Source organism: Novosphingobium rhizovicinum, from assembly GCF_040813635.1.
GTDB lineage: Bacteria > Pseudomonadota > Alphaproteobacteria > Sphingomonadales > Sphingomonadaceae > Novosphingobium > Novosphingobium rhizovicinum.
In genome coordinates this window covers 469,678-492,922 of the sequence record NZ_JBFNXR010000021.1, presented here as the reverse complement: position 1 = coordinate 492,922, position 23,245 = coordinate 469,678, and the positions used below count along the sequence as shown (strand labels likewise).

Genomic DNA, 23,245 nt, shown 5'->3' with positions numbered 1-23,245 from the left:
ATGAAAACGCATGACTTTTCAGACGATCCCGAGCGCGCTTGCTTTGGCACTCTTCGCCTCGGCCGCCGCTCCTCAGATGGCTCGGGCCCAACAAGCGCCTGCAAGCCCGATAGTCGTGACAGGCCGCGGCCTGCCCGAGACCCCCGCCACCCCGGCATACGACACTGTCGAAATCGAACGCAATCTGATCGCATCCAGCGCCTCGGGACGCATTGAGGATGTCCTCTCCTCGGTTGCGGGATTCACCCAGTTCCGCCGCTCTGACAGCCGGTCTTCCAATCCCTCAGCACAGGGAGTGACGTTGAGAGCGCTGGGCGGCAATGCCTCAAGCCGGGCGCTGGTGCTGCTCGATGGTGTGCCCGTCGCCAATCCGTTCTTCGGCTACATCCCGTTCAGCGCCCTTTCGCCGGAGCGGCTTGCGACAGTGCGTGTGACCCGTGGCGGAGGAGCCGGTGCGTTCGGGTCTGGCGCGGTGTCGGGCACGATCGAACTGGAAACGGGCGGCCCTGATACGCTGGGCCCGGTCCGCGGAAATCTTCTTGTGGACCAGCGCGGCGAGACGCAAAGCTCGCTTACCCTGGCGCCGCGCCTCGGGCAGGGCTTTGCAGTCGCAAGCGTCGCCTGGGACAGGGGCAAGGGCTTCTGGACTACGCCCGCTGACCAGCGCGTTCCGGCCAGCGCACGGGCCCGCTACGACAGCCTGTCCGGCGCGCTCCGCGCTGTCGCCCCCCTCGACAGCCTTACGGAGTTGCAGGCTTCGGTCCTGCTCTACGACGACGATCGCCAATTACGGTTCGCAGGAGCAGAATCGAGCTCCAGCGGCCAGCAGGCCAGTTTGCGCCTCGTCGGGCGGGGAGATTGGGCCTTCGACGTGCTGGGCTACGTTCAGGCACAGGACTTCTCCAACGTGGTCATCAGTTCGAGCAGCTTTCGCAAGGTGCTGGATCAGGTAAAAACCCCCTCGAGCGGCTACGGCGGGAAGATTGAGCTGCGCCCGCCCGTCGGCAGCAGACACGTTCTGCGGCTGGGCGCCGATCTGAGGATCGCCGAGGGTCAGCTCTACGAGGAGCCCTTCAGCGCAGCCACCGGTGCGCGGACCGCGATCCGCCGCGCCGGTGGGCGCAACAGCGACATCGGCTTCTACTTGGAGGACGATTGGACCATCGGCGACCTCGTGCTGACGGCGGGAGCCCGGGCGGACCGCTGGCGGGTCGCTGACGGTTTCTACCGCGAGGCCGACGCGGCAGGCGTGGTGACGATCGACGACAGTTTCGCCGAACGCAGCGGCTGGGAAGGCAATTTCCGAGGCGGAGCACTCTGGCGTGCGAGCGAAGCCGTCGCTCTTCGCGCGGCGGCTTATACCGGCTTCCGCCAGCCCACCCTGAATGAGCTGTACCGGCCCTTCGTGGTCTTTCCCGTGACCACCCTTGCCAACGCAGAGCTCAAGAACGAGCGCCTCGAGGGGTACGAGATCGGCATGGAACTGACGCCGCGCGAAGGCCTCTCCTTCAGCGTGACCGCCTTCGATAACCGTTTGAAGGATGCGATTGCCAACGTGACGCTGAGCCCCACCTTGCGGCAGCGACAGAACGTGGATGCGATCCATGCGCGCGGCCTAGAATTCGGTACGAGTGCGCAGCTCGGTTCGATCGCCTTCGACGGAAGTTTGGCCTGGACCGATTCCGAAGTCGAGGCGAGCGGCGTCTCTGCAAATCTCGACGGTCGGCGACCAGCGCAAGTTCCGAAACTCATGGCAAGCGGCACTCTGGCGTGGACGCCGCGTGCAGGATGGCGCGTCGCAGGCACGCTGCGCCACGTGGGCGCACAGTTCGAGGATGATCAGGAGACAGACGTGCTGCCCGCCGCGACAACTCTGGACGGCTTCGTCCAGGTGCCGATCGCAACGGGGCTGAGCTTCATCCTGCGCGGCGAGAACCTGCTGGACGAGCGGATCGTGACGCGTAACCAGTCCGGCTCCATCGATCTTGGTACGCCGCGAACCGTCTGGGCAGGCCTGCGCGTCGGGCTGCGCTGAGCGTCTGGCGGATCACGCCATCACTCGCTAGGACAAGGGCGATGTCACGGCTGACCGTCAACGACCATCCCGTCGAGTTCGACATGGACCCGATGACGCCGCTCCTGTGGGCATTGAGAGATGCCGCAAACCTGACTGGCACGAAATACGGCTGCGGAGTGGGAGACTGCGGGGCCTGTATGGTGCTCATCGATGGTGAGGCCCTGCGTTCGTGCCTCGTCAGCCTTGCCGAGTGCGAGGGGCGCATCGTGACCACGATTGAAGGGTTGGCTCGGGACCGCTCGCATCCCGTGCAGCAGGCGATGGTGGCCGAACAGGCGATCCAGTGCGGTTTCTGCACCCCGGGAATTGTGATCGCCGCAGCCGCTTTGCTTGCTCGCAATTCCGACCCAGGCGAAGCCGAAATCAAGGCCGCGATCCCGAATCTCTGTCGTTGCGGAGTCTATCCGCGCCTGATCCGGGCGGTGCAAAGAGCCGGACGAATCATGCGCCGCGAGGAAACGGTGAGCGCTGCGCCAGCGCCAGGCATCACCACACAGGACGCAGCGCGCGCCGTACCCGCGCTGAATCCACGTAGACCCTGAGGAGATATGCGATGAAGGCAACCATCTGGCACAACCCGAACTGCGGCACCTCTCGCAAGACGCTCGCGATCTTGCGGGAAACCCCCGGCATGGACGTCGAAGTGATCGAATATCTGAAGACGCCGCCTACACGCGAGAAGCTTGAGCAGCTGTATCGCGATGCCGGGATCACACCGCAGCAGGGCCTGCGCACCAGAGGCACGGATGCGGAGGAACGCGGGTTGCCCAGTGCCGACGACGACATCGTCCTGACCGCAATGGCCTCAGAACCACGCCTGATCGAACGCCCGCTTGTGGAGACTGAAAAAGGCGTCAGGCTGTGTCGTCCGCAAGACAAGGTGCACGAGATCCTCTGAACTTCAGCACCTCGCATGCCTTGCAAAGGTAAGGCTAATCTGCCACCGCCCCCGTTCGAAAGTTCAGTGCCATGACAAGCCCGAGAGCCGCCGCCGCATGACCAGTTCAGAGCTTGCCCGCGAGGCGCTTCCCCAAAAGATCAAACGGCGGATCAAGCATGCGCTGGGACCTTGGGGAGTCTTCCTGGAAGGCTTCGTGCGCCATCCTGTGATGGTCGGGTCGATCATTCCATCATCCCGCTTCACCATCGCCAAGATGCTGTCCCGGGTGAAATGGGACGAGTGCAAGCTTTTCGTCGAGTATGGGCCGGGTGTCGGCACGTTCTGCCGCCCAGTCTTAGAGAGGCTGCCGCGCGACGGCGCTCTTATCGTCATCGACACCAATCCGCTCTACATCGACTACCTGCGTCGCACGATTACCGACAGCCGCTTTACCGCGGTGCTGGGCTCCGCTGCCGACGTCGAAGACATTGTGCGGGCACACGGACATGAGAAGGCAGACTACGTTCTGTCTGGCCTGCCCTTCTCCACTCTGCCGGACGGCGTCGGGCCCGCCATTGCTGACGCGACGTGGCGGGTGATCCGGCCGGGCGGAGCATTCCTGGTCTATCAGTTCTCAACCCGCGCGCGCGACTATATGGCGCGGCACTTCACGCGGATCGAAAAAGATTTCGAGCCTCTCAACGTGCTGCCCTGCCACCTGTTCTGGGGCTGGAAAGACGACGAGGAAACTGCGGCTGCGGCCTGAGATCCTCGCCTTGGCGTCGACCGTTTAGCGTTACTCGAACGTCCGGCGCTCCTCTTCGGGGGAGCGGCCCGCCAGCTGGCTATGCACAGCGCCGATTATCCCCACCAGATAAAGCGCCATGAGCGCATTGAGCGTGGAGGAGATGACGGAGGTCATGACCGTGGCCGCGTGCGTGCCGCCTCCGAGCATCTGCAGCGGAATGCCAAGCACCACGCTCACCATCGTCAGGATCACCAGAAAGGCGATCAGGAACAAGGCGTAGAAGCCAAAGAGGCGCCAGCCATTCCCTGCCGTCAAAGCCCAGGAGCGGCGCAGCGCCCGCAGCGGGTTGCGCTCGCCTCCAACGGCCACGGCAGCGCCGGAGAGCGAGACTCGAACGGCAATCGCGATGGCAGCCAGGACGACCATGGCCAGCCCTGCGACCGCCAGCGCGGCAGCTCCGCTCAGAGCCAGGATGCTCAGAAGAAGCCCGCCCGCAAGCCCCACACCTACCCCCACAACCAGCTGCGCACCGAGGTAAGTAGGCAAACCGGCAAGGCCACGGCGGAGCGCCTCGCCTACCGTGGGTCGGTCAGCATGGCTCAACAGCGAGAGAAGGCCGAGCGTGCCCACCGCCTGTGCCAGAATGAGCGGGAGCATTACCGGCAAGGTAGAGAGGTAATACGCACTGGCCAGGTCCATAATCTGCTGTTCGCTCATGCCCGCTGCCGGCTCCGGCTGAGGGAAGAACAGCGCCAGCACCAGCTGCGGCAACAGGAAGAACACGCCGGCCACCGCCAGAACGGCGTCCCGATTGCGCGAGATGTTACGCGAGGCTTCCTTCCAGGCGCGGTTGGTGTCGAGCTTCATCTGGGACTCCGGGGGTGGATCGGACCGCATCCGTAGGCGCGGCGGAGGCGGGAAGAAAGTCCCCCTTGATAAGCGTAGCGATTGCGGCCACGCAACGCGTCATGACGACTGCCCCCGAAACGCTTCCGGGCGACATCGAGCTACGCATTTCAGCTCAGCCGGTCCCCTATCGTGAAGCGCTTGCGGAGATGACCGAGCGCAACGCGGCAATCGCCGCGCAAGAGGCGCGCGAACTGATCTGGCTGCTTGAGCATCCTCCCGTCTACACGGCCGGAACCAGCGCGGCATCTGCCGAACTCCTGGATCCGCGTTTCGAGGTTGTCGAAGCGGGCAGAGGGGGACGCTACACCTATCATGGACCGGGCCAGCGGATTGGCTACGTGCTGATCGATTTGCGCAAACGCGCGCGCGACGCACGCGGCTTTGTCCATGCGCTGGAGGGCTGGGTGATCGACACGCTATCGGACTTCGGCGTCGAAAGCTTCCGCAGCGAAGGGCGCATCGGGATCTGGACGCACGACATCGACGGGCGCGAGGCGAAAATCGGCGCGATCGGAGTGCGCATCCGCAAATGGGTGACGATGCACGGGTTTTCTGTGAACCTGAACCCTGATCTCTCCCACTTCACCGGCATTGTGCCCTGCGGCATCGATGAGTTCGGTGTGACCAGCCTGCAACGGCTGGGCCATGCCATCGACGTCGCCCAATGGGACCGCGCCCTCATCGCGCGTGCCCCCGCTTTTCTGGCGGCGCTGGACCGAGCCTGCCCCAAGGAGCCTACAGCATGAGAGTGCTTTGCCTGTCGCCCCTGCTTCTCTCGTTGTGCGCCTGCGGAGGGCAGAAGACCGCGGCCCCTGAGGAGGGCTCGTCCTTCGGCGAAGTCCTTCCGGGCTCGGTCAGCGACGCGATGCTGCCTTATGACACCGCCAGTTCCGCACCTCCCCTGGAGACGCCGCAGGCCGCTTCGCCGAGTTCAGCCGCTGGCAAAGACAAGGCTGGCTCAACTGGGCCCGCAAACACGGCGCGCCCTGCCGAAACACCCGAAGACCAACCGCAGCCTGAGCCCGAACCAGACCCTACCTGAGCCGTAAGCGTTAAAGCGCCTTCTCGTAGATGCGGTACTCACGGTTGATCTTACTCTCGATAGTGTCGGCGATGGCCACCATTCCCTGGTTGTCCTCCAGGATCCAGCCGATCTCGCCACGCTCCGCTCCATAGCGCGTCACGGCCGCACGACGGATGTATTCGATCATCATGAAGGCGAGCTGGCTGGCCAGACGCGAGGATTGCAGGCGCTTGCGCACGCCCATCAACGGCACCCGCATATCCGCTGGTCTGGGCTTCCTCAGCCACCATGCCAGTTTCAGCCAGCCAAGCAGCGAGGGCTTGCCGTTCCGCCGGACTGCGCGGCGCTGCACCTGATTGAGATCGGGCAAGGTCATCATGAATGCGACCGGCTCTCCCTCGTATTCGGCGATCAGGATCAGGTCAGGGTGCACCAGCGGCTTCATCTTCTTGCCGGTGTGGGCGATCTCACGCTCTGTAAAGGGAACGAAGCCCCAGTTATCCGACCAGGCGTCGTTCAGGATATCGCAGATAATCGCCGCGTCCCGCTCGAACTCCTTGAGCACGACCTCTCGGACCCGGACCTTCGCGTTTTTCTCGCCAGAGGAGACGATCCGCTGCACGAGGGGCGGGAAATCCTGCCGCACGTCAAGCTCATAAGTGTAGAGGCTTTTCGCGCGAACGTATCCTGTCCCCTCGATCCATGACTGATAGGCGGCATCGTGATGCGCCATCATCACCATCGGGGCGTGGTCATGGCCCTGAACAAGAAGGCCCGGCTCCTCCCACAAGGAAAGGTTCATCGGCGCGAGTACGCGGGTCATGCCTTCGGCTCGCAACCACTCCTCGGCGCGGGCAATAAGCGCAACCGCGATCTCCTCGTCATCGGCTTCGATAGCACCCCAGTTTCCTGTGCCCGGCCCCATTCCCCGCTCGGGCGGCTGCGCCAGGGCCAGCTCGTCGATGTGAGCAGATATTCTTCCCACGACGGTACCCGCGCGCTTTGCGAGGAACAGCTGGCAGCGCGCATGATCGAAGAACGGATTCTTACCCGGCGTGAACTTCTCGATTTCCTCCGAGCGGAGGTTCGCGACCCAGTTCGGATCTTCGGCATTGCGCCGATAGGCGTAGTCGACGAAGGCCGCACGACCGGCCTTGTCGGAAACGGGCTCGATGATTAGCTGACTATTGGAATGCTGGGCGTCCGCCACGATGCTGCCTTTGTTCTGGTATAGTTAAGCTGCGAAAGCGCGAAGTGCGACGCGCCCCGCCAGCTTGTCAAGAACGAGCTGGCGGCACACAGCACCCCGCGTGATAAACCGGAGCGCTTCCGGGCAACCCATACGGATACAAGCATGAGCCTGCATCAATCGCTCTCTGCGTCGAGCGTTTCCCCAACCTTCGCCAAAGAGCGCGCGCCCGAGCGCATTGTTATCGCAGACGACAAGGAGATGCTGCGAGCCGCGGTGGAACTGACACGCGACATCGCCGTAGCACGGCCCGAGATCTACTGGCCCGACATGCTAGGCTCAGCCGCGCTGGGATACGCAGCGCTGGCGGGAGCCATCCTTGCAAGCAATCCTGCCGTCATGTTCGTATGCGGGCTGATCGCGGCGCTGGCGCTCTACCGTGCCATGCTGTTCATTCACGAACTGACCCATATCCATCGCGACGCCTTGCCGGGCTTCCGCCTGGGATGGAACCTGCTCGTCGGCATTCCCTTGCTCACCCCCTCGTTCATGTACGAAGGGGTGCATCAGTTGCATCATGCACGAACCCGCTACGGCACCTCCGAAGATCCGGAGTACCTGCCGCTTGCGCTGATGAAGCCCTGGTCTCTGCCGGTCTTCCTGGTCACCGCCATCCTCCTCCCACCCGCTCTGCTGATCCGCTCGGCGGTGCTGGTGCCGCTCGGCGCAATCATTCCGCCCCTGCGCAAGCTCGTTTGGGAACGGCTATCATCGCTCTCGATCAATCCCGCGTTCCGGCGGCGCCCTCCAGAGGGAGCCTTCGCCCGCATGGTGTTCTGGCAGGAAGTGGGTGCCAGCATCTGGGCCATCGCCCTGCTGGGTGCGAGCTTCGCCTTTGGATGGCGTCCGCTGCTGATCGGCCTGTCAGTGGTCTCCGTGGCGGCGGTGCTGAACCAGTTGCGCACACTTGTCGCCCACCTGTGGGAGAACGAGGGCGATGCGATGACGGTGACCGCTCAGTACCTCGATTCCGTGAACGTACCCCCTCCGGGACCTGTTCCCGCCCTGTGGGCCCCTGTCGGCCTGCGCTATCATGCGCTCCACCACTTGCTGCCCAGCATGCCGTATCATTCTCTGGCGGAGGCACACCGGCGGCTCAGCACGAACCTGGGTGCCGAGGGAACCTATGCTAAGGCCAACCACGCGGGGCTACTGCCTCTGGTCGGCCGTATTGCACGGAGCACGATGCGCGCCAGGTAGTCTTTCCAGCAGGCAGGATAGCCGGAGAAGTCAGGCGATCCTGCCCGTCGGTCTCCATGAGGCACCGCTATTCCTCAGTGCGGACCAACACCGTCTCGCCGATCAGGGCGAACAACAAGAACGGCGCCCACGCAGCGATGAAGGGCGGGTAACCGCCGAAGTTGCCCAACGCCAGTGCCGCGTTGTCGAACACGAAGTAGGCAAATCCCAAGGCCATCCCGATGACGGCGCGGATGAGCAATTGGCCTGATCGTGCGAGGCCGAACGCAGCGACGGCACCCAGCAGCGGCATAAGCGCGGCGGAGAGCGGGCCAGATATCTTGTGCCACCACGCTGCCTCAAGCTCGCTGGTGCGCCGTCCTGCCACTTTCAAAGCGTCGATGGAGCGCGACAGGGTAAGCAGGTCCTGCGCATCGGCATCGACCCCAGAGATCGCCACCCTGGCAAGCGAGATGCCCTTGGCGACAACTGCGGAGGGCAGAGTATTCGTCGCCACGGCACGCGCGTCGAACCGCGTCGGCTGCTCAAGCCGCCAACCGGGGCCGGCATAAGTCGCGCGTGGTGCGCGAAGCTGCTCGACGATCATCCCGTTTTCATCACGGCGATAGTAGGTCACTTGGTCCATGACCGTCGCCTCTCCGCTGCCGTTCACGGCACCTGCGAGCAAGATGTCACGACCCTCTGCAAGGTAAACATTGGTCCGTGCACCCGCGGTTCGAGGGACCGGGCCATAGTCCACCGCCGACCACGCGTTTAGCGCTGCGGTGGCTCGCGTCACAACGCGCTCGTTGAACATGAAGCTCACAGCTGCGATCGCCAGTGCGGTTGCGATCAACGGCGCCAGTATCTGGTGCGCCGAAAGCCCTGCCGCTTTCATGGAGATCACTTCGCTGTTCTGGTTCAACGTTGCCAGCGTGATAATCGTCGCCAGAAGTACCGAGTAGGGCAGGAAGCGTGCGATCAGCTGTGGCACTCGCAGCGAGACGTACGTCAGCAACTGACCCTGGCCGTTGCCGGGATAGGCAAGGATCTTCCCGCTTTCGCCCAGAAGGTCCAGCATTTGAAGTACGAGCGTCAGCATCAACAGCACCGCCAGAATGCGGGTGAAGAACAGGCGCGCCAGATAGATCGTCAACGTGCGCGAGGGGAAAAATTCGAAGTGCACGTCAGAGAGTCCCGCTCGTATCATCCGCCGGCTCAGGCAGGACCGGGCCGCGGCGGCGGCGGCGCATGAGCGACTTGAGCTTCTTCATGACGTTCTCGGCACCCTTCTCCAGCCAGCCGATCGCCTGACCACCGGGAACGTAAGCAACGCGGTAGTACATCCAGAGGATCAGGCCTCCGACGACTGCGAACGGCCCCCACAGCCCAAGCGTCGGATTGATCCGGCCGAGAGCCGCGACGTCCGAGGCGTACTGGTTGACCTTGTGGTAAGCGACCACCATCACGATGGAAACAAACAGGCCGAGCGACGAGCTCGATCGCTTGGGCGGAATCGCCAGCGCCACCGCCAGCAGGGGCAGCAGCAGCATCATGACCACTTCGACCATGCGATAGTTGAAGTTGGCCTGGCTGGCGACGCGTTCAGCTTCTGGCAGTTCCTTGTTCCACCCGATGCGCAGGAGCTCGGGCAGCAGATACTCTCGCCTGTCGTCCTCGGAGCCGCGCGTGCGGAAGCGTTCGATCGCAGGCAGGTCGATGGGCAGGTCGTGACGGGTAAAGCTCAGGACTCGCGGCGGCGCCCCAGGCATATCCTGAATAATCTGCCCCTCGGACAGGCGCAGGATAATCGTATCGGGCTGCTCGTTAAGGGCAAGGAACGTGCCCTCTTTGGCCGAGATCGACAGGACCTGCCCTTTCTCGTTCGCCACGCGGGCGAAAATGCCGATCAGCCGACGGCCATCGTCGCGACTCTCCTCGATCCGGAGCGCTACGCGATCCTTCAGAGTCGTGAATTCACCCACCTTGATCGCGGCGCCCAGCGCACCTGACTTGAGCTCGTATTCCAGCTGCTCGTAATAATAGCGCGCCAGGGGCTGCAGGTATCCCACGATCGCGAAGTTCAACAGCGCAAGGGCGATCGCGATAAGGTAAGGGACACGAAGAAGTCTTGTATAGCTGAGCCCTACGGCTCGCATGACGTCGAGTTCACTGGAGGTCGCGAGTTTCCGGAAAGCCAGCAGGATGCCGAGCATCAGGCCAAGCGGGATCGCGAGGCTGGCGTACTCCGGCAGCAGGTTCGCCAGCATCTTGAAGACCACTCCGACCGGGCCACCTTCCGTGGCCACGAAGTCGAACAGCCGCAGCATCTTGTCGAGCATGAGCAACGACGCCGCGAGCAGGAAGATGCCGATCATCGGCATCAGCACCAAACGAAAGATGTAGCGGTCTATGGCGCTGATGAATGTCACGAAATTGCGATCACCGGAAGCTGGCTGTCCGCCTTAACCGCAAGCTGCCATCGGAGAAAGACCCGATTGCCCACAGGACAATCTCGGTCGGTGATCAGCGCTCACACGTGCACCAAGGACGATGAAGCTCCCCGATCCGCGGAGTCGATCGCTTGAATGCCGTTTCGAACCGAACCTGTTCCCCGACTCGGCACCGGCTGCGCTCAGCCGGCGTGGGCCGATATCAGGCCTTCTCGAGCGTGCACTGGAGAGGGTGCTGGTTTTGCCGCGCGAAATCCATCACCTGATTCACTTTGGTCTCGGCGATTTCATACGGAAAGATCCCGCAGATGCCGACACCCTTCTGATGCACATGCAGCATAACCCTGGTGGCCTGCTCCAGGTCCATGTGGAAGATACGCTTGAGGACCAGCACGACGAACTCCATCGGAGTGTAATCGTCGTTCAGCATCAGCACTTTGAACTGGCTAGGTTTCTTTGGCTTGGCCCGGGTCTTTGTGGCGATGCCGACCTGCCCATCATCGTCAGGCGGGCGGCCTCCACCTGCGCCATCCTCCCCGTCGTCCGCCCCGCAGAGCGGACTGGATCGGACAGATTCGGCGCGGGGGCGATAGGAAATCATCGACTGAGAATATCGTAAGCGAATGGCCATCTTCAAGATGGCCTAGCGCAGCATCGTCGCACCTGAAACACGAAAAGGCCGAGTCGTTGCCGACCCGGCCCCTCGGCGAAGTCAAAGATCAGAGCGCGCCCGAAGGCATCGCAGTCTGACGCGCCTTTTCAACGGCCACGTTCATACGTCCGGAAATCGGTGCCATCGCATCGCTCATAAGCTTGAGCATGGCTTCGCTGTTCTTGGAACCATAGGCGGCGGCGGTATCGAAGCTCTTGCGAACCATGTCGCTCTGGATCTTGAAGAAGTCGGTCGGAGACTTCGCCGCTGCCAGCTCCTTCACATCGGCTGTCATCGTCTCGAAAGCGGTCCGTCCTTCCGTGATCAGCGCGGTGCTCATATCCTGGCATCCATCGGCAAAGATCCTGCCCGACTCGATCACGGCCTCGACATTGCCCTTGGTGAACTCGCTGACTTCGCCGAGCATGCTGGTGCTCTTCTCGAAGGCTTCCTGGGCTTTCGCCTGAGCTTCACTCATCATGCCCTGAAAGCCATTGAAGTTAGCGCTCATATCCATGGTTAGATCCTTGAAACTGAAATTGGTTTTTGAAACGGCGGGTCTGCTATCGGAATTCTGCGGCGCCCGGCTCGGGGCAGGGCTCTGCATGGAAGCACTCTGCGGCGTAGCGGCCGCGGCCCGGGGGCTCCCGGACATCCGGGGCTTCGCATCCTGCCTTGCGCCTACAGCCGCAGGCTTCGCTTGGCGCGATTTTGAACGAGGCGATCGAGCAGGCACGTCCGACGGGCGTTCGGCTTCATTCTGAGACGGCTCATCAAAGAGCCTGGAGCTGACCGGATCGCTCTCAACCGGCAACGGGCCTGCCTTGGCCTCCCCCTTCGACGTCAGGCTGGCGATGCCCTCCTGCACGGCAGAAGCGGATGTTGCTGTGCCTGACCCTTCGGACAACAGTGAAGCCTTGCGGCTGACAGAGGGCTTCGCCAGCTCAGGAGCCAGCGCCGCATCTTCGATCTTAGTCTTCTGCTCAGCCATAAAAACAGAGGCCCCGCGTTTAACGTGTCACTTACCATGCCCCTGAGCACCCGTTCGCGATGCGATGAACACGCCACAACCGTATGCTGCATTGCAACAATAGGGCTTGCACAGCCTCTCGTCAACTTTTTTACGCTGCAGCGCAGCATGGAAATGGCGCACGTGACCTCCGAGGCTCTTTTTTTGCGCTGATCGCTCGGAGCGGCAACGCGCCTCAACGGGTCGCGACGTACCGACCGGGCGCATCCTCGATAACCGTGTCACCGCGACCGCCCGGCCGGCGCTTGCCCCGCGCCGGAACCAGCACGGGGTCGACAGTCTCAAGCCACTTGCGCCAGTGCGGCCACCAGCTGCCTGCGTGCTCCTGTGCCCCCACAATAAACTCGGCGAGCGAATCAGGTTCTCCGGAGTTCGTCCAGAACTGATACTTGCCCGCCGCCGGAGGGTTGACGACGCCCGCGATGTGACCTGAACCGGCGAGCACGAATGTCCAGGGGCCCGCAAGATGACGCGTGAGCTTCCAGACACTCTCCGGCGGTGCGATATGATCCTCCCTCCCTGCCTGGATGTAGCAGGGCGTTGTGATCCGCTTGAGATCGATCGGCACGTCGCACGCCTTGAGCGAGCCCGCAGTCACCAGCCGATTATCACGGTAGAGGTCGCGCAAGTAGTCGCAGTGCCAGCGCGCCGGCAGATTTGTAACGTCGCCATTCCAGTGAAGCAGGTCGAATGACGGGTGATCTTCGCCTTTGAGATAGTTTCTCTCGACGTAACTCCAGATCAGATCATTGCCTCGCAATGCGTTGAATGCTGCCGCGAGGTACCGCCCATCGACCACGCCGTCGGCTGCAAGCTGGCCGATCGCCTCGATCTGTCGGTCATCGATGAAGTTCTTGAGTTCGCCCGCCTCTTCGAAATCGACTTGGGCGGTGAAGAAGGTCGCGCTCTTCACCTTGTCCGATTCACCCTTCGCGGCAAGAACCGCCAGAGTCGCAGCGAGCGTAGTTCCGGCCACACAATACCCGACCGTATGGACCGCAGGCACCTTGAGCCGGGCGCGGACATGCTCGATCGCATCAAGCTGCGCCTGAATGTAATCATCCCAGACGAGTTCGGCCATTGTCGCATCGGCCGACTTCCATGACACCATGAAGACGGTAAGGCCCTGCTCCACAGCCCAGCGCACGAAGCTCTTCTTCGGTGCAAGATCGAGGATGTAGAAGCGGTTTATCCATGGCGGGAAGATGAGCAATGGTACGGCCAGCACCTTCTCTGTGGTAGGCGTGTACTGGATCAGCTGAAAGAGCGGCGTCTCGTAGACCACCTTGCCAGGCGTCGCCGCGATGTTCTCTCCGAGCGTGAAGGCGCTGGGACTGCTGTGCGTCAGTTGGCCGCGACGCAAGTCCGCCAGCAGGTTTTCCATACCCTTCACCAAGCTCTCACCCCGAGTTTCACGGGCCTTTTCCAACGCAACAGGATTGGTGAGAGGGAAGTTGGCAGGGCTCATCGCATCGATCAGTGCCTTGGTGGCGAAAACCAATTGGCGCTTCTTGGGAGGGTCCAGCCCTTCGGCGCTCTCGGCCATGGCGAGCATCTGCTCGGAGATGAGCAGGTACATCTGGTGGATCAGCGCGAAGTAGGGCTGCTCTCGCCAGGCGGCATCCTCAAAGCGGCGATCCTGACGCGGCAGAATGGGCTCAGGCGCCGTGGCCGGGGCCGCCTCACTCGTAGCGGCAGATCCAATTCCGAACTGCGCCAGCACCGCATTGGTAAGCGCAAGGCCTTCACTCCACAGCCTGTGCTGCACCTCGGGACTCGCGAGCGGCAACTGGCGCAGCACCGATTCGCTCGAAGCGATCCACTGATGCGGGTCCATGAAGCGCGGCGGTGTCGCTGCCGCCTTTGCCAGCTGCTCCATCTGGAACTCGGCCCACATTGTCTGCAGCCGCACCGCAAGGCTCGCCCAGTGAGCCGCCTCTTCCGCGCCGGATGCGCCGGACGACTCAGCGTGGGGCAAGAACTGCCCGAACAGCGCCATAGCGCCTTGTGCCTGCGCCATCATCATTTCGGCAAAGAGATCGGCGCCCTTGTCTTTCGATCCCACTTCACTGGACATCGGCCTTCGCTCTCCTTCGCAATCCTTGTTACCTGCTTCCCGATCCAGGCTGTGTCGAGTCTCCTTGGGCGCAGCCGTCCTAATCTTGATGCACAGAGCCTGCGATCAGGCATTTGCTGGACAGCCGTAATCCCCTACAGGGCCATGGCGGCGCCGGTGCCGCTTCAAGGAAAACCAGAGGTCATGGAAGACGAGTTCTACCGCATCAAGCGACTGCCGCCTTACGTCATCGCCGAAGTCAACGCGATGCGGCACGCAGCACGCCAGGCGGGTAAGGACATCATCGACCTGGGTATGGGCAATCCCGATCTGCCGCCTCCACAGCATGTCATCGACAAGCTGTGCGAAGTGGCCCAGAAGCCCAGCGCGCATGGCTATTCCCAGTCCAAGGGCATTCCCGGGCTACGCCGCGCTCAGGCCAACTACTATGCCAATCGCTTCGGAGCTGAGGTCGACCCCGAGCGTGAGGTGGTCGTCACAATGGGCTCGAAAGAGGGGCTTGCCAGCCTGGCGACCGCAATCACCGCGCCGGGCGACGTGGTGCTGGCACCGAACCCGAGCTATCCCATCCACACCTTCGGCTTCATCATCGCTGGTGCCACCATCCGGTCGGTGCCGACGACGCCCGATGAGAACTATTGGCGCAGCCTGGACAAGGCCATGGCCTTCACTGTGCCGCGCCCATCGATCCTGGTGGTGAACTACCCCTCCAATCCGACGGCCGAGACGGTGGATCTCGCATTCTACGAACGGCTGGTTGCCTGGGCGAAGGAGAACAAGGTCTGGATCCTGTCCGACCTTGCCTATTCCGAGCTCTACTATGACGGCAATCCCACGCGCTCCATCCTGGAGGTGCCCGGCGCGAAGGACGTCGCGGTCGAGTTCACGTCGATGAGCAAGACTTACTCCATGGCAGGCTGGCGCATGGGCTTTGCGGTCGGCAACCAGAAGCTCATCGCCGCGATGACACGCGTGAAAAGCTATCTGGACTATGGCGCCTTCACGCCGATCCAGGCAGCGGCTTGCGCAGCATTGAACGGACCGCAGGACATCGTTGAGAGGAACCGGCAGCTCTATCAGAAGCGCAGGGATGTCATGGTCGAGGCGTTCGGCCGCTCCGGGTGGGACATCCCGCCGCCCAAAGCGTCCATGTTCGCCTGGGCACCGCTTCCACCTGCACTGCGTGAGATGGGCAGCCTTGAGTTCTCGAAGGAACTGCTGACGCACGCTGGCGTGGCAGTGGCACCGGGCGTCGGGTACGGTGAGGACGGCGAAGGGTTCGTGCGGATCGCAATGGTCGAAAACGAGCAGCGCCTCCGTCAGGCGGCCCGCAACATCCGCCGCTACCTGACCTCAAAAGGGGTAAATTCCTCAGCCGCGTAGGACCTTAGTAGTCCTACCTGTAAGAATATACACCTACCCCAAAAGGGAGGAGAGCACCACCACGTCCCCGACGCGAGCCCGCCAAACGAGGCTTGCGCATCCTGCGGTCGCACCAGGAAAATTGGAGGACGTAGTGGGTGCTTTCCGTTGGATCTCGGACGAAGTCATGCCTGAAGCGCGAGACTTGCGGCGCGACGGCTGGAGGCTTGCATCAGCCGGTGCCCCGCCCGACTGCATTGCTGTGGTGGATGCATCAGGGCTGGACGGCATTGGCTGGGCCCGCCTCCTGACGGCAACGTGCCATGATGCGCGCAGGCTAATGCTGGTGAGCGGCGCCAATGCACCGTCAGAGCGCGCGAACCTTCTCGAAGCCGGCTTTGGAGATGCGATCGGCGATGGCATCTCCGTGGTGGAGTATCACGCACGCGCCAGGCGGTTGCTGGATCTAACCTCCTGGGTTCCTCGGGAGCGCCGAATCGGAGCGAAACTGCGACTCGACCTGATTTCTCGAAAGGCATTCATCGCCGACGAGGCTCTCGACCTCAATCCCCGGGAGTTCGGCCTGCTCTGGCGCCTTGCGGATACGCCTGGCGAACCGGTTAGCAAGCAGTCCCTCACACAGGACGTCTGGCGTCTCGGCTTCGTCCCGGAAACGAACAGCATCGCCGTTCATGTCTCTCGTCTTCGCAGCAAGCTTGCTGTGGTTGGCCTCTCCCACATCCTCACTACGGTCCCCGGCGGTTATTGCCTCAGCCTTTCGGCTCATCCGGTGAGCAGCTTCACCATACCCACTCACAGGTTGCGCCAACGGTGATAGCGCGCGGGCGCGACACGGATAGGCGGGAGCTTGGCGTCAGCCGCAAGGTCCCGAACGCTGCATTGCCTGCAGATCTTCAACGGTATTGATATTGGCAGGCGGCGTTGGTGTATCGACCAGACGCGCGCCTAATGCCTGAGCCAGTCGAAACAGGGAGTGCGGCGGATCTCCCTGCAGCAGCGCCTCTATTTGCGAAGCGGCGCTTGCCGGCCAGAGCCCGACCACCGGCTGAGCCCGAAGGCAAGCAGGGGCAGGCTCGAGTAAATGGAGCAGGTTATCCGGCAAACCCAGTGAATCGACGCCACAGCTCAAAACGGCAGAGTAACCTTCGTCCACCGCAAAGCGGAGCGCAGCAGCCAGGCCGCCTAGAGGCCCCATACCGGCGCGCGGCCAGTCAGGCATCGTGGGAGCCGGAGCCGTCACTCTGCCGACAACGATGACATGGTCGCACCAGCCCGCCAGCGCGTCCACTGCACATGCGAGCAACGTACGTCCGTCGAACTCGGCAAGCGCCTTGTCGCTGCCAAAACGGCTCGATTGCCCACCGGCTAGGACTGCACCAAGAATCATCGCCTACCTACAGCTCGACCGCGCCGGCAATCCAGCCAAAGCTGGAGACGCAGGAGAAATAAGCGACAGGCGGCCTGCGGGTTGCTGGTCTTGCTTACGAAAAAAGGCGCGCCGGTTACCGGCGCGCCTTCTTGCGAAACCAGGTGCTCGCAGAAGAGCCTTACTGCTTCATCTCAGCTTCGGCTTCAGCAGCAGCGCTCTCAGCGGCAGCAGCTGCGTCACCGGCAGCGTCAGCAGCTTCGGCACCGGCGTCTTCAGCGGCGGCGGCGGCATCGCCAGCAGCATCCGAAGCTTCGGCAGCAGCATCGCCAGCGGTGTCAGCGGCCTCGTCGGCAGCGCCGGCCAGGTCGTCAGCAGCCGAAGTCGCGGTCACCTCAGCGGAGTCCTGCGTCTGCTCAGAGCAAGCAGCCATCGACAGCAGGCCAATGCCAGCCGCAGCGGCGAGAACGATCTTGCGCATCTTCTTGTACCCTTGATCAATTTTCCGGACGTGCGGAGGATAGTTTCCGCACTAAAGCCTACCAATGCGATAGACTTCACGCGGTCAATTAGTGCGCTTGCTCACGCTATGCAAGCGTCCGTCATCAAGCTGGGCTCGGCTCGTCGCATCCAGCCGGATCATGTCCCCCGACAAGAGACCCTGCGCTTGCCCACCTAGTTACTGACGGCCAGTCTGCGCGCTGCTACCAAGCGCGCCATGGAGTCCAAACAGCATCTCTACCTGGTCGACGGTTCGGCCTACATTTTTCGCGCTTATCACCGGCTGCCGCCGCTGACCGATCCGCAAGGCACGCCTGTGGGTGCGGTTTACGGCTATACGACGATGCTGTGGAAGCTGGCAGAAGATCTCAACAAGGCTGACGGCCCCACCCACCTTGCGGTCATTCTCGACAAGGCAAGCACTTCGTTCCGCAACGAACTGTATGACCAGTACAAGGCACATAGGCCGCCGCCGCCAGAGGACCTGGTGCCCCAGTTTCCCCTGATTCGCGATGCGACGCGCGCCTTCAGCCTCGCCTGCATCGAGGAGGAGGGGGTCGAGGCCGACGATATCATCGCCAGCTACGCGCGCGCGGCAACCCGGCAAGGATGGGACGTGACGATCGTCTCCTCCGACAAGGATCTCATGCAGCTTGTCGGCAAGTGCGCCGAGCCTCACGACGGCGTTGAGGGCGGCTGCATAGACATGCTCGACACGATGAAGAACCAGCGCATCGATGTCGCCGAAGTCATCGAAAAGTTCGGCGTTCCGCCCGAGAAGGTCGGCGACGTCCTCGCACTCATGGGCGATTCGGTGGACAACGTGCCTGGCGTGTTCGGAGTGGGGCCGAAGACGGCGAGCAAGCTGATCCAGGATTACGGCGACCTGGATTCGGCCCTGGCTGCTGCACCCTCAATGAAGAAGGGCAAGCTGCAGGAGCGGCTGATTGAGCATGCTGATCTCGCACGGCTTTCCAAGGAGCTGGTCACGCTCAAGGAAGACTGCGCTCTTCCTGTGCCCCTTGATGATTTCAAGCTTACCGCCATCCCACCCGAACCTCTTGCCGCCTTCCTGTCTCGGCACGGTTTTACCAGCCTCCTCAAGCGGCTGGACGGAGGCCACGGCAGCCCCGAGCGCGCGACTCAGCTGAATCCATCCAAGCCCGTGACAATGGGCGTCACACCGGTCGAGGGGGCTGCTCGGCAGTCTTTGCCTGACTGGCCCGCGCCGGATCTGGACAGCTATACCTGCCTGACAACCGTCGCCCAGCTGGACGCATGGATTGCCCGAGCTTCTGATGCACGGGTTGTAGCGATCGATACCGAGACGTCCGCTCTCGACGCCATGAGGGCCGATCTTGCGGGCATTAGCCTTGCTCTGGGCCCGAATGACGCATGTTATATCCCGCTCGGCCACGGGGGCAGTGACATGTTCGCTGAACGGCCCACGCAGGTGCCGCTCAATGAGGCTCTGCAGCGCCTGAAGCCCCTGCTGGAGAGCGATGCTGTTCTGAAAGTCGGGCAAAATATCAAGTACGATATCAACGTGTTGGCCCGCCACGGCATAACGGTTGCGCCGGTGGACGACACGATGATCATCTCGTTCTGTCTCGATGCGGGTCGCCAGGCCGAGGGGATCGGCGGCGGACACGGGATGGACGAGTTGTCCGAACGGCATCTCAATCATAAGACTCTGACTTTCAAGGAGATATGCGGGACGGGGAAGAAAGCGATACCTTTCGGCGAAGTCCCGCTTGACCGCGCCACACGTTATGCTGCGGAGGATGCAGACGTGACGTGGCGCCTGCACAGCCTGCTGCGCCCGCGGTTACCGCAAGAGAGCGGTACGCGGATCTACGAACGCGTGGACCGGCCGCTCATCCCGGTCGTCGCACAGATGGAGCGGCACGGGATCAAGGTTGACCGCGAGAAGCTCGCCGGTCTCTCGAGACAGTTTGCCGAGACGATCTCCGCCCTGGAATGCGAAATCTTCGGCCTGTGCGGTCAGGAATTCACGATCGGCAGCCCCAAGCAGTTGGGCGACATCCTGTTCGACAAGATGGGGTACAAGGGCGGCCGCAAGGGCAAGTCGGGCCAGTATTCGACTGACCAGGCGATCCTGGAGAACCTGGCCGCACAAGGAGCCGAGGTGGCGAACAAGGTGCTGGAGTGGCGCCAGCTGACAAAGCTGCGCTCCACTTACACCGAAGCGCTGCAAGCAGCGATCAACCCGACCACGGGGCGCGTGCACACCAGCTACTCGCTCGTCGGGGCGCAGACCGGGCGCCTATCGTCCACGGATCCGAACCTGCAGAACATTCCGATTCGCACGGAGATCGGCCGCCAGATTCGCGATTGCTTCGTGGCAGAGCCCGGTAATGTTCTGCTCTCCGCCGACTACTCGCAGATCGAGTTGCGCCTGGCAGCTCACATGGCCGACGTCCCTCCCCTGAAGCAGGCATTCGCCAAGGGAGAAGACATCCACGCACGCACCGCCATGGAGATGTTCGGCACGGTCGATCGCGACACGCGCGGCCGAGCGAAGACAATCAATTTTGCCATTCTCTATGGCATTTCCCGCTGGGGCCTCGCTGGACGGCTCGGCACGAGCGCGGACGAAGCCCAAGCGATGATCGATCGCTATTTCGACCGGTTCCCCGGCATCCAGCGCTACATCGTTTCGACCTTGGAACTGGTGCGGGAGCGGGGTTACTCAGAGACGCTCTTCGGTCGCAAGACCTGGTTTCCGCGCATCAACGCGAAGTCGCAGGCGGAGCGCCAAGGGTCCGAACGCGCGGCGATCAATGCGCCCATTCAAGGCACAAGCGCCGACATCATCAAGCGGGCCATGGCGCGCATGGGGCCAGCGCTCACGGCAGCGGGATTGAACGAGGTACGGATGCTGCTGCAGGTGCACGATGAACTGGTGTTCGAGTTGCCTGAAGGAGATGTTGCTGCGGCCGCACCGGTCATAGAGCGGGTGATGGCGGAAGCAGCGTTGCCCGCAGTCAGCTTGGATGTCCCGCTCGGAGTTGAGATCGGATCGGGGCAGAGCTGGGGCGCCGCGCACTGACAGCGCTTCTGGCCAAGGCTTCAGCGACTCGCCTGCCCTCAAAGTGATAAGCCCGGCCACCCAAGGCCGAGCTTATAGTAACCGTACACCGACCAAGCGCTCAGTCGCCGTGCTTACGCTCCCGGCGTGGCTCAAGCATGCCGGGGGCGATGAAGCCGACCGGCTCCACGGCCATGGCGCGCTTCTTCAGCTCGCCCTTCATGCGCTCGTACTCTTCCTCCATCTCGGGCGTGACGGTTGCACGGCTGTCTTCAAGCGCTTCGTTGAAGTCAGCCTGGGACACGGTCGAGACTGTCGCACCCTGCTTGCGGATCGCGAGCAGACCGGCGCGCCGTACGACGTCCTCCAGATCCGCGCCGGTGAAGCGCTCGGTTTCCTGCGCGACGCGGCTTAGGTCCACATCATCCGCCAGAGGCATACGAGACGTGTGGATGCGCAGGATGTGCTCACGACCGGCGGCGTCGGGCGTGCCGACATAGACCAGTTCATCGAATCGACCGGGTCTCAGCAGAGCCGGATCGACCAGAGCCGGGCGGTTGGTAGCTCCGATCAGCACTATGGATTGCAGTTCCTCCATGCCGTCCATTTCGGCCAGGATCGTATTCACCACCCGTGCCGTCACCTGCGGTTCACCACCGCCACCCATTCCACGAGCGGGAACCAGGCTGTCGATCTCATCGATGAAGATCACGCACGGAGCCACTTGTCGCGCACGGGCAAACAGCCGCGCAATCTGCTGCTCGCTCTCGCCGTACCACTTGGAAAGCAGGTCGGATGACTTGATCGAGATGAAGTTGGCTTCCGCTTCCTTCGCCACAGCCTTTGCCAGCAGGGTCTTGCCCGTGCCGGGTGGCCCATAAAGGAGGAAGCCCTTCGCCGGGCGAATACCAAGCCGGTGGAAGCTTTCCGGATTTTTCAAAGGCAGTTCGACGCCTTCACGCAGCCTGAGCTGCGCGTTGTCCAAGCCGCCGATATCGGCCCAGCCGATATTCGGGACCTGCACCATGACCTCCCGCATCGCTGACGGCTGCACCCGCTTCAGCGCCGCAAGAAAATCGTCGCGCTCAACAGAGAGGCTTTCGAGCACCTCCGGCGGGACTGTGCGGGCATCCAGATCCAGCTTGGGCATGATCCGCCGCACCGCTTCGATCGCGGCTTCCCGCGTCAAAGCGGCCAAGTCGGCTCCAACGAATCCATGCGTCGTGCGCGCGAGTTCACCAAGGTCGACGCCCGGACCAAGCGGCATCCCTCGGGTGTGGATGGCCAGGATCTCACGGCGCCCGCTCTCGTCGGGAACACCGATCACGATCTCTCGATCGAAGCGGCCGGGACGACGCAGCGCCTCGTCGATCGCGTCTGGGCGGTTGGTCGCCGCGATCACGACGACATGCGCGCGTGAGTTGAGCCCGTCCATCAACGTCAGCAACTGAGCGACCAGCCGCTTCTCCGCCTCGCCATGGACCTGACTGCGCTTGGGCGCGATCGAGTCGATTTCGTCGATGAAGATGATTGCCGGAGACGATTTCGCCGCCTCTTCAAACACTTCGCGCAACGCCTTCTCGCTCTCGCCGTAGCCAGAGCCCATGATTTCGGGGCCATTGATCGAGAGAAAGTTCGCATCGCTCTCATTGGCCACGGCCTGCGCCAGGCGAGTCTTGCCCGTTCCTGGCGGGCCATGCAGCAACACGCCCTTTGGCGGATCGACTCCAAGCCGTGTGAAGAGCTCAGGATAACGCAACGGCAGCTCGACCATCTCGCGCAACTGGCGGATCGTGTCGCCCATCCCACCAACGTCATCGTAGTTGATGTCGCCCCGCGGCCCCTGCGCCTCTTCATAGACCTCGCGCAGTTCGACCTCGGTATTCTCATCGATCTGAACAATGCCCTTGGGCACTGTCGAGACGACATTGAGACGGATCTGGGTCAGCGAATAAGCGGGCGCGTTGAACATGCGCTGCAGTTGAGGAGGCAAATCGGCGACCTGCTGCTGGCCTGTGGTTGCGACGAGATCGCCCTGCACCATCGAACGGCCGAAAAAGTTGCGCTTCAAGGCCTGCGCTGGCCCCTGAAGCCGCATCTCCTTGTGGGCAGGGGCAAAGACCACGCGCTGCGCCGGGCGCGTTTCCGCTTTGCGCACCTTCACATGCTCACCCGAACCCACCTCGGCGTTGCCACGCTGGAGCCCGTCCAGGCGAATGACTTGAAGCTCCTCGTCCTCAGGATAGCCAAGCATGGCACGCGCCACTGTCATACTCTTCCCGGTGATTTCCAGCACATCGCCTTCCATCGCGCCAATCGCAGAGAGCGAGGCGCGGGAGAGGCGCGCTATGCCATGTCCACTCTCCTCCTGGCGCGCCGCGGCCACCTGAAGCTTAATCGTCCTGTCCTCTGACTGGATCGCCGCGTCGGCCATGCATGAAATCCCTTCGCATCAACTCTGCCCGTCGCGGGCCGGAGCCGAACTAGGAACGCGAGCCAGCGATTTCAAACCAACGGTCGCGCCGCGGGAGGGTTCCGCCAACCCAATTGGCTGCAGTGCGCATGCCTAAGTCACGGGCCAACCTGGCAAATGAAAAAAAGGCCCGATCGATGCCGACCGGGCCTTGGAAGTTTTGGGAGAGGATGCCTGAAAGGCATGCTCTAT

At 62.6% G+C, this 23,245-nt stretch carries 20 protein-coding genes; 10 read left to right on the top strand and 10 right to left on the bottom strand.

What is annotated here, in order from left to right; all coding sequences use genetic code 11:
* Positions 1–10: 10 nt before the first annotated feature.
* The 4 genes from ABUH87_RS07145 to ABUH87_RS07130 all read left to right on the top strand — a co-directional run bounded on the left by ABUH87_RS07145 (position 11) and on the right by ABUH87_RS07130 (position 3,723).
* Positions 11–2,035 carry a TonB-dependent receptor gene (locus ABUH87_RS07145; protein ID WP_419956672.1) on the top strand — a complete coding sequence of 675 codons (2,025 nt, stop codon included), beginning with the start codon at positions 11–13 and terminating at the stop codon, positions 2,033–2,035.
* A gap of 41 nt (positions 2,036–2,076) precedes the next feature.
* Positions 2,077–2,619, top strand: a complete 543-nt coding sequence (locus tag ABUH87_RS07140; protein WP_367771831.1) for a (2Fe-2S)-binding protein — start codon at positions 2,077–2,079, stop codon at positions 2,617–2,619.
* An 11-nt stretch (positions 2,620–2,630) separates the two neighbouring features.
* Positions 2,631–2,975, top strand: coding sequence for an arsenate reductase family protein (locus ABUH87_RS07135; RefSeq protein WP_367771828.1), 345 nt, complete (start codon positions 2,631–2,633; stop codon positions 2,973–2,975).
* A gap of 97 nt (positions 2,976–3,072) precedes the next feature.
* Positions 3,073–3,723 carry a class I SAM-dependent methyltransferase gene (locus ABUH87_RS07130; protein WP_367771825.1) on the top strand — a complete coding sequence of 217 codons (651 nt, stop codon included), beginning with the start codon at positions 3,073–3,075 and terminating at the stop codon, positions 3,721–3,723.
* A gap of 30 nt (positions 3,724–3,753) precedes the next feature.
* Here the strand turns inward: ABUH87_RS07130 and ABUH87_RS07125 are convergent, their stop codons facing one another.
* Positions 3,754–4,572, bottom strand: coding sequence for a DUF7847 domain-containing protein (locus ABUH87_RS07125; protein WP_367771823.1), 819 nt, complete (start codon positions 4,570–4,572; stop codon positions 3,754–3,756).
* A 101-nt stretch (positions 4,573–4,673) separates the two neighbouring features.
* On the opposite strand from ABUH87_RS07125, the gene lipB reads away from it, so the two are divergent.
* Together lipB and ABUH87_RS07115 are read left to right on the top strand one after the other, a co-directional pair.
* A complete protein-coding gene (gene lipB, locus ABUH87_RS07120) occupies positions 4,674–5,360 on the top strand; it encodes a lipoyl(octanoyl) transferase LipB (RefSeq protein ID WP_367771820.1) in 687 nt (228 codons plus the stop codon).
* Complete coding sequence (locus tag ABUH87_RS07115; protein ID WP_367771817.1) at positions 5,357–5,656, top strand: hypothetical protein; 300 nt, start codon at positions 5,357–5,359, stop codon at positions 5,654–5,656. Before lipB ends, ABUH87_RS07115 begins: the two co-directional genes overlap by 4 nt.
* Before the next feature lie 10 nt (positions 5,657–5,666).
* On the opposite strand, the gene ABUH87_RS07110 is transcribed toward ABUH87_RS07115, so the two are convergent.
* On the bottom strand, positions 5,667–6,848 hold the full coding sequence (locus ABUH87_RS07110; protein WP_367771814.1) for an N-acetyltransferase: 1,182 nt from the start codon (positions 6,846–6,848) through the stop codon (positions 5,667–5,669).
* Between the two features lie 144 nt (positions 6,849–6,992).
* Between ABUH87_RS07110 and ABUH87_RS07105 the strand changes: the two genes are divergently transcribed.
* A complete protein-coding gene (locus ABUH87_RS07105; protein ID WP_367771811.1) occupies positions 6,993–8,087 on the top strand; it encodes a fatty acid desaturase family protein in 1,095 nt (364 codons plus the stop codon).
* A gap of 67 nt (positions 8,088–8,154) precedes the next feature.
* On the opposite strand, the gene lptG is transcribed toward ABUH87_RS07105, so the two are convergent.
* From lptG to ABUH87_RS07080, 5 genes are all read right to left on the bottom strand, one after another.
* The gene (lptG, locus tag ABUH87_RS07100) at positions 8,155–9,252 is read right to left on the bottom strand and encodes an LPS export ABC transporter permease LptG (RefSeq protein WP_367771808.1); all 1,098 of its coding nucleotides are present in this window, start codon (positions 9,250–9,252) and stop codon (positions 8,155–8,157) included.
* Between the two features lies 1 nt (position 9,253).
* Positions 9,254–10,498 carry an LPS export ABC transporter permease LptF gene (gene lptF, locus ABUH87_RS07095; RefSeq protein WP_367771805.1) on the bottom strand — a complete coding sequence of 415 codons (1,245 nt, stop codon included), beginning with the start codon at positions 10,496–10,498 and terminating at the stop codon, positions 9,254–9,256.
* A gap of 223 nt (positions 10,499–10,721) precedes the next feature.
* Positions 10,722–11,120 (bottom strand): ATP-dependent Clp protease adapter ClpS, encoded by a 399-nt coding sequence (gene clpS / locus ABUH87_RS07090; RefSeq protein ID WP_419956679.1) that lies wholly within the window; start codon positions 11,118–11,120, stop codon positions 10,722–10,724.
* A 118-nt stretch (positions 11,121–11,238) separates the two neighbouring features.
* Positions 11,239–11,688, bottom strand: coding sequence for a phasin family protein (locus ABUH87_RS07085; protein WP_367771802.1), 450 nt, complete (start codon positions 11,686–11,688; stop codon positions 11,239–11,241).
* Between the two features lie 688 nt (positions 11,689–12,376).
* Positions 12,377–14,278, bottom strand: coding sequence for a PHA/PHB synthase family protein (locus ABUH87_RS07080; protein WP_367771799.1), 1,902 nt, complete (start codon positions 14,276–14,278; stop codon positions 12,377–12,379).
* A 183-nt stretch (positions 14,279–14,461) separates the two neighbouring features.
* Between ABUH87_RS07080 and ABUH87_RS07075 the strand changes: the two genes are divergently transcribed.
* Together ABUH87_RS07075 and ABUH87_RS07070 are read left to right on the top strand one after the other, a co-directional pair.
* Positions 14,462–15,661: an LL-diaminopimelate aminotransferase gene (locus tag ABUH87_RS07075; protein ID WP_367771796.1), complete on the top strand. Its 1,200-nt coding sequence runs from the start codon at positions 14,462–14,464 to the stop codon at positions 15,659–15,661.
* 133 nt (positions 15,662–15,794) lie between these two features.
* Positions 15,795–16,475 carry a winged helix-turn-helix transcriptional regulator gene (locus tag ABUH87_RS07070; RefSeq protein WP_367771793.1) on the top strand — a complete coding sequence of 227 codons (681 nt, stop codon included), beginning with the start codon at positions 15,795–15,797 and terminating at the stop codon, positions 16,473–16,475.
* Between the two features lie 39 nt (positions 16,476–16,514).
* Here ABUH87_RS07070 and mobA read toward each other — a convergent pair whose 3' ends face one another.
* Both mobA and ABUH87_RS07060 read right to left on the bottom strand, forming a co-directional pair.
* Positions 16,515–17,048 (bottom strand): molybdenum cofactor guanylyltransferase, encoded by a 534-nt coding sequence (mobA, locus tag ABUH87_RS07065; protein WP_367771790.1) that lies wholly within the window; start codon positions 17,046–17,048, stop codon positions 16,515–16,517.
* 160 nt (positions 17,049–17,208) lie between these two features.
* A complete protein-coding gene (locus ABUH87_RS07060) occupies positions 17,209–17,508 on the bottom strand; it encodes a hypothetical protein (protein WP_367771785.1) in 300 nt (99 codons plus the stop codon).
* A gap of 237 nt (positions 17,509–17,745) precedes the next feature.
* Here ABUH87_RS07060 and polA point away from each other — a divergent pair, with 237 nt between their 5' ends.
* The gene (gene polA, locus ABUH87_RS07055) at positions 17,746–20,601 is read left to right on the top strand and encodes a DNA polymerase I (RefSeq protein WP_367771782.1); all 2,856 of its coding nucleotides are present in this window, start codon (positions 17,746–17,748) and stop codon (positions 20,599–20,601) included.
* Between the two features lie 100 nt (positions 20,602–20,701).
* On the opposite strand, the gene ABUH87_RS07050 is transcribed toward polA, so the two are convergent.
* Positions 20,702–23,014, bottom strand: a complete 2,313-nt coding sequence (locus ABUH87_RS07050; protein ID WP_367771779.1) for a CDC48 family AAA ATPase — start codon at positions 23,012–23,014, stop codon at positions 20,702–20,704.
* Positions 23,015–23,245 lie beyond the last annotated feature (231 nt).

What these genes read in the sequence shown, in the direction of transcription:
- ABUH87_RS07115 (WP_367771817.1), top strand. Translation starts at nt 5,357, where the DNA reads ATGAGAGTGCTTTGCCTGTCGCCCCTGCTTCTCTCGTTGTGCGCCTGC.
- ABUH87_RS07145 (WP_419956672.1), top strand. Translation starts at nt 11, where the DNA reads ATGACTTTTCAGACGATCCCGAGCGCGCTTGCTTTGGCACTCTTCGCC.
- ABUH87_RS07075 (WP_367771796.1), top strand. Translation starts at nt 14,462, where the DNA reads ATGGAAGACGAGTTCTACCGCATCAAGCGACTGCCGCCTTACGTCATC.
- ABUH87_RS07140 (WP_367771831.1), top strand. Translation starts at nt 2,077, where the DNA reads ATGTCACGGCTGACCGTCAACGACCATCCCGTCGAGTTCGACATGGAC.
- ABUH87_RS07060 (WP_367771785.1), bottom strand. Translation starts at nt 17,508, where the DNA reads ATGCGCAAGATCGTTCTCGCCGCTGCGGCTGGCATTGGCCTGCTGTCG.
- ABUH87_RS07130 (WP_367771825.1), top strand. Translation starts at nt 3,073, where the DNA reads ATGACCAGTTCAGAGCTTGCCCGCGAGGCGCTTCCCCAAAAGATCAAA.
- polA (WP_367771782.1), top strand. Translation starts at nt 17,746, where the DNA reads ATGGAGTCCAAACAGCATCTCTACCTGGTCGACGGTTCGGCCTACATT.
- ABUH87_RS07105 (WP_367771811.1), top strand. Translation starts at nt 6,993, where the DNA reads ATGAGCCTGCATCAATCGCTCTCTGCGTCGAGCGTTTCCCCAACCTTC.
- clpS (WP_419956679.1), bottom strand. Translation starts at nt 11,120, where the DNA reads ATGATTTCCTATCGCCCCCGCGCCGAATCTGTCCGATCCAGTCCGCTC.
- lipB (WP_367771820.1), top strand. Translation starts at nt 4,674, where the DNA reads ATGACGACTGCCCCCGAAACGCTTCCGGGCGACATCGAGCTACGCATT.
- ABUH87_RS07080 (WP_367771799.1), bottom strand. Translation starts at nt 14,278, where the DNA reads ATGTCCAGTGAAGTGGGATCGAAAGACAAGGGCGCCGATCTCTTTGCC.
- ABUH87_RS07125 (WP_367771823.1), bottom strand. Translation starts at nt 4,572, where the DNA reads ATGAAGCTCGACACCAACCGCGCCTGGAAGGAAGCCTCGCGTAACATC.
- ABUH87_RS07050 (WP_367771779.1), bottom strand. Translation starts at nt 23,014, where the DNA reads ATGGCCGACGCGGCGATCCAGTCAGAGGACAGGACGATTAAGCTTCAG.
- mobA (WP_367771790.1), bottom strand. Translation starts at nt 17,048, where the DNA reads ATGATTCTTGGTGCAGTCCTAGCCGGTGGGCAATCGAGCCGTTTTGGC.
- ABUH87_RS07135 (WP_367771828.1), top strand. Translation starts at nt 2,631, where the DNA reads ATGAAGGCAACCATCTGGCACAACCCGAACTGCGGCACCTCTCGCAAG.
- ABUH87_RS07085 (WP_367771802.1), bottom strand. Translation starts at nt 11,688, where the DNA reads ATGGATATGAGCGCTAACTTCAATGGCTTTCAGGGCATGATGAGTGAA.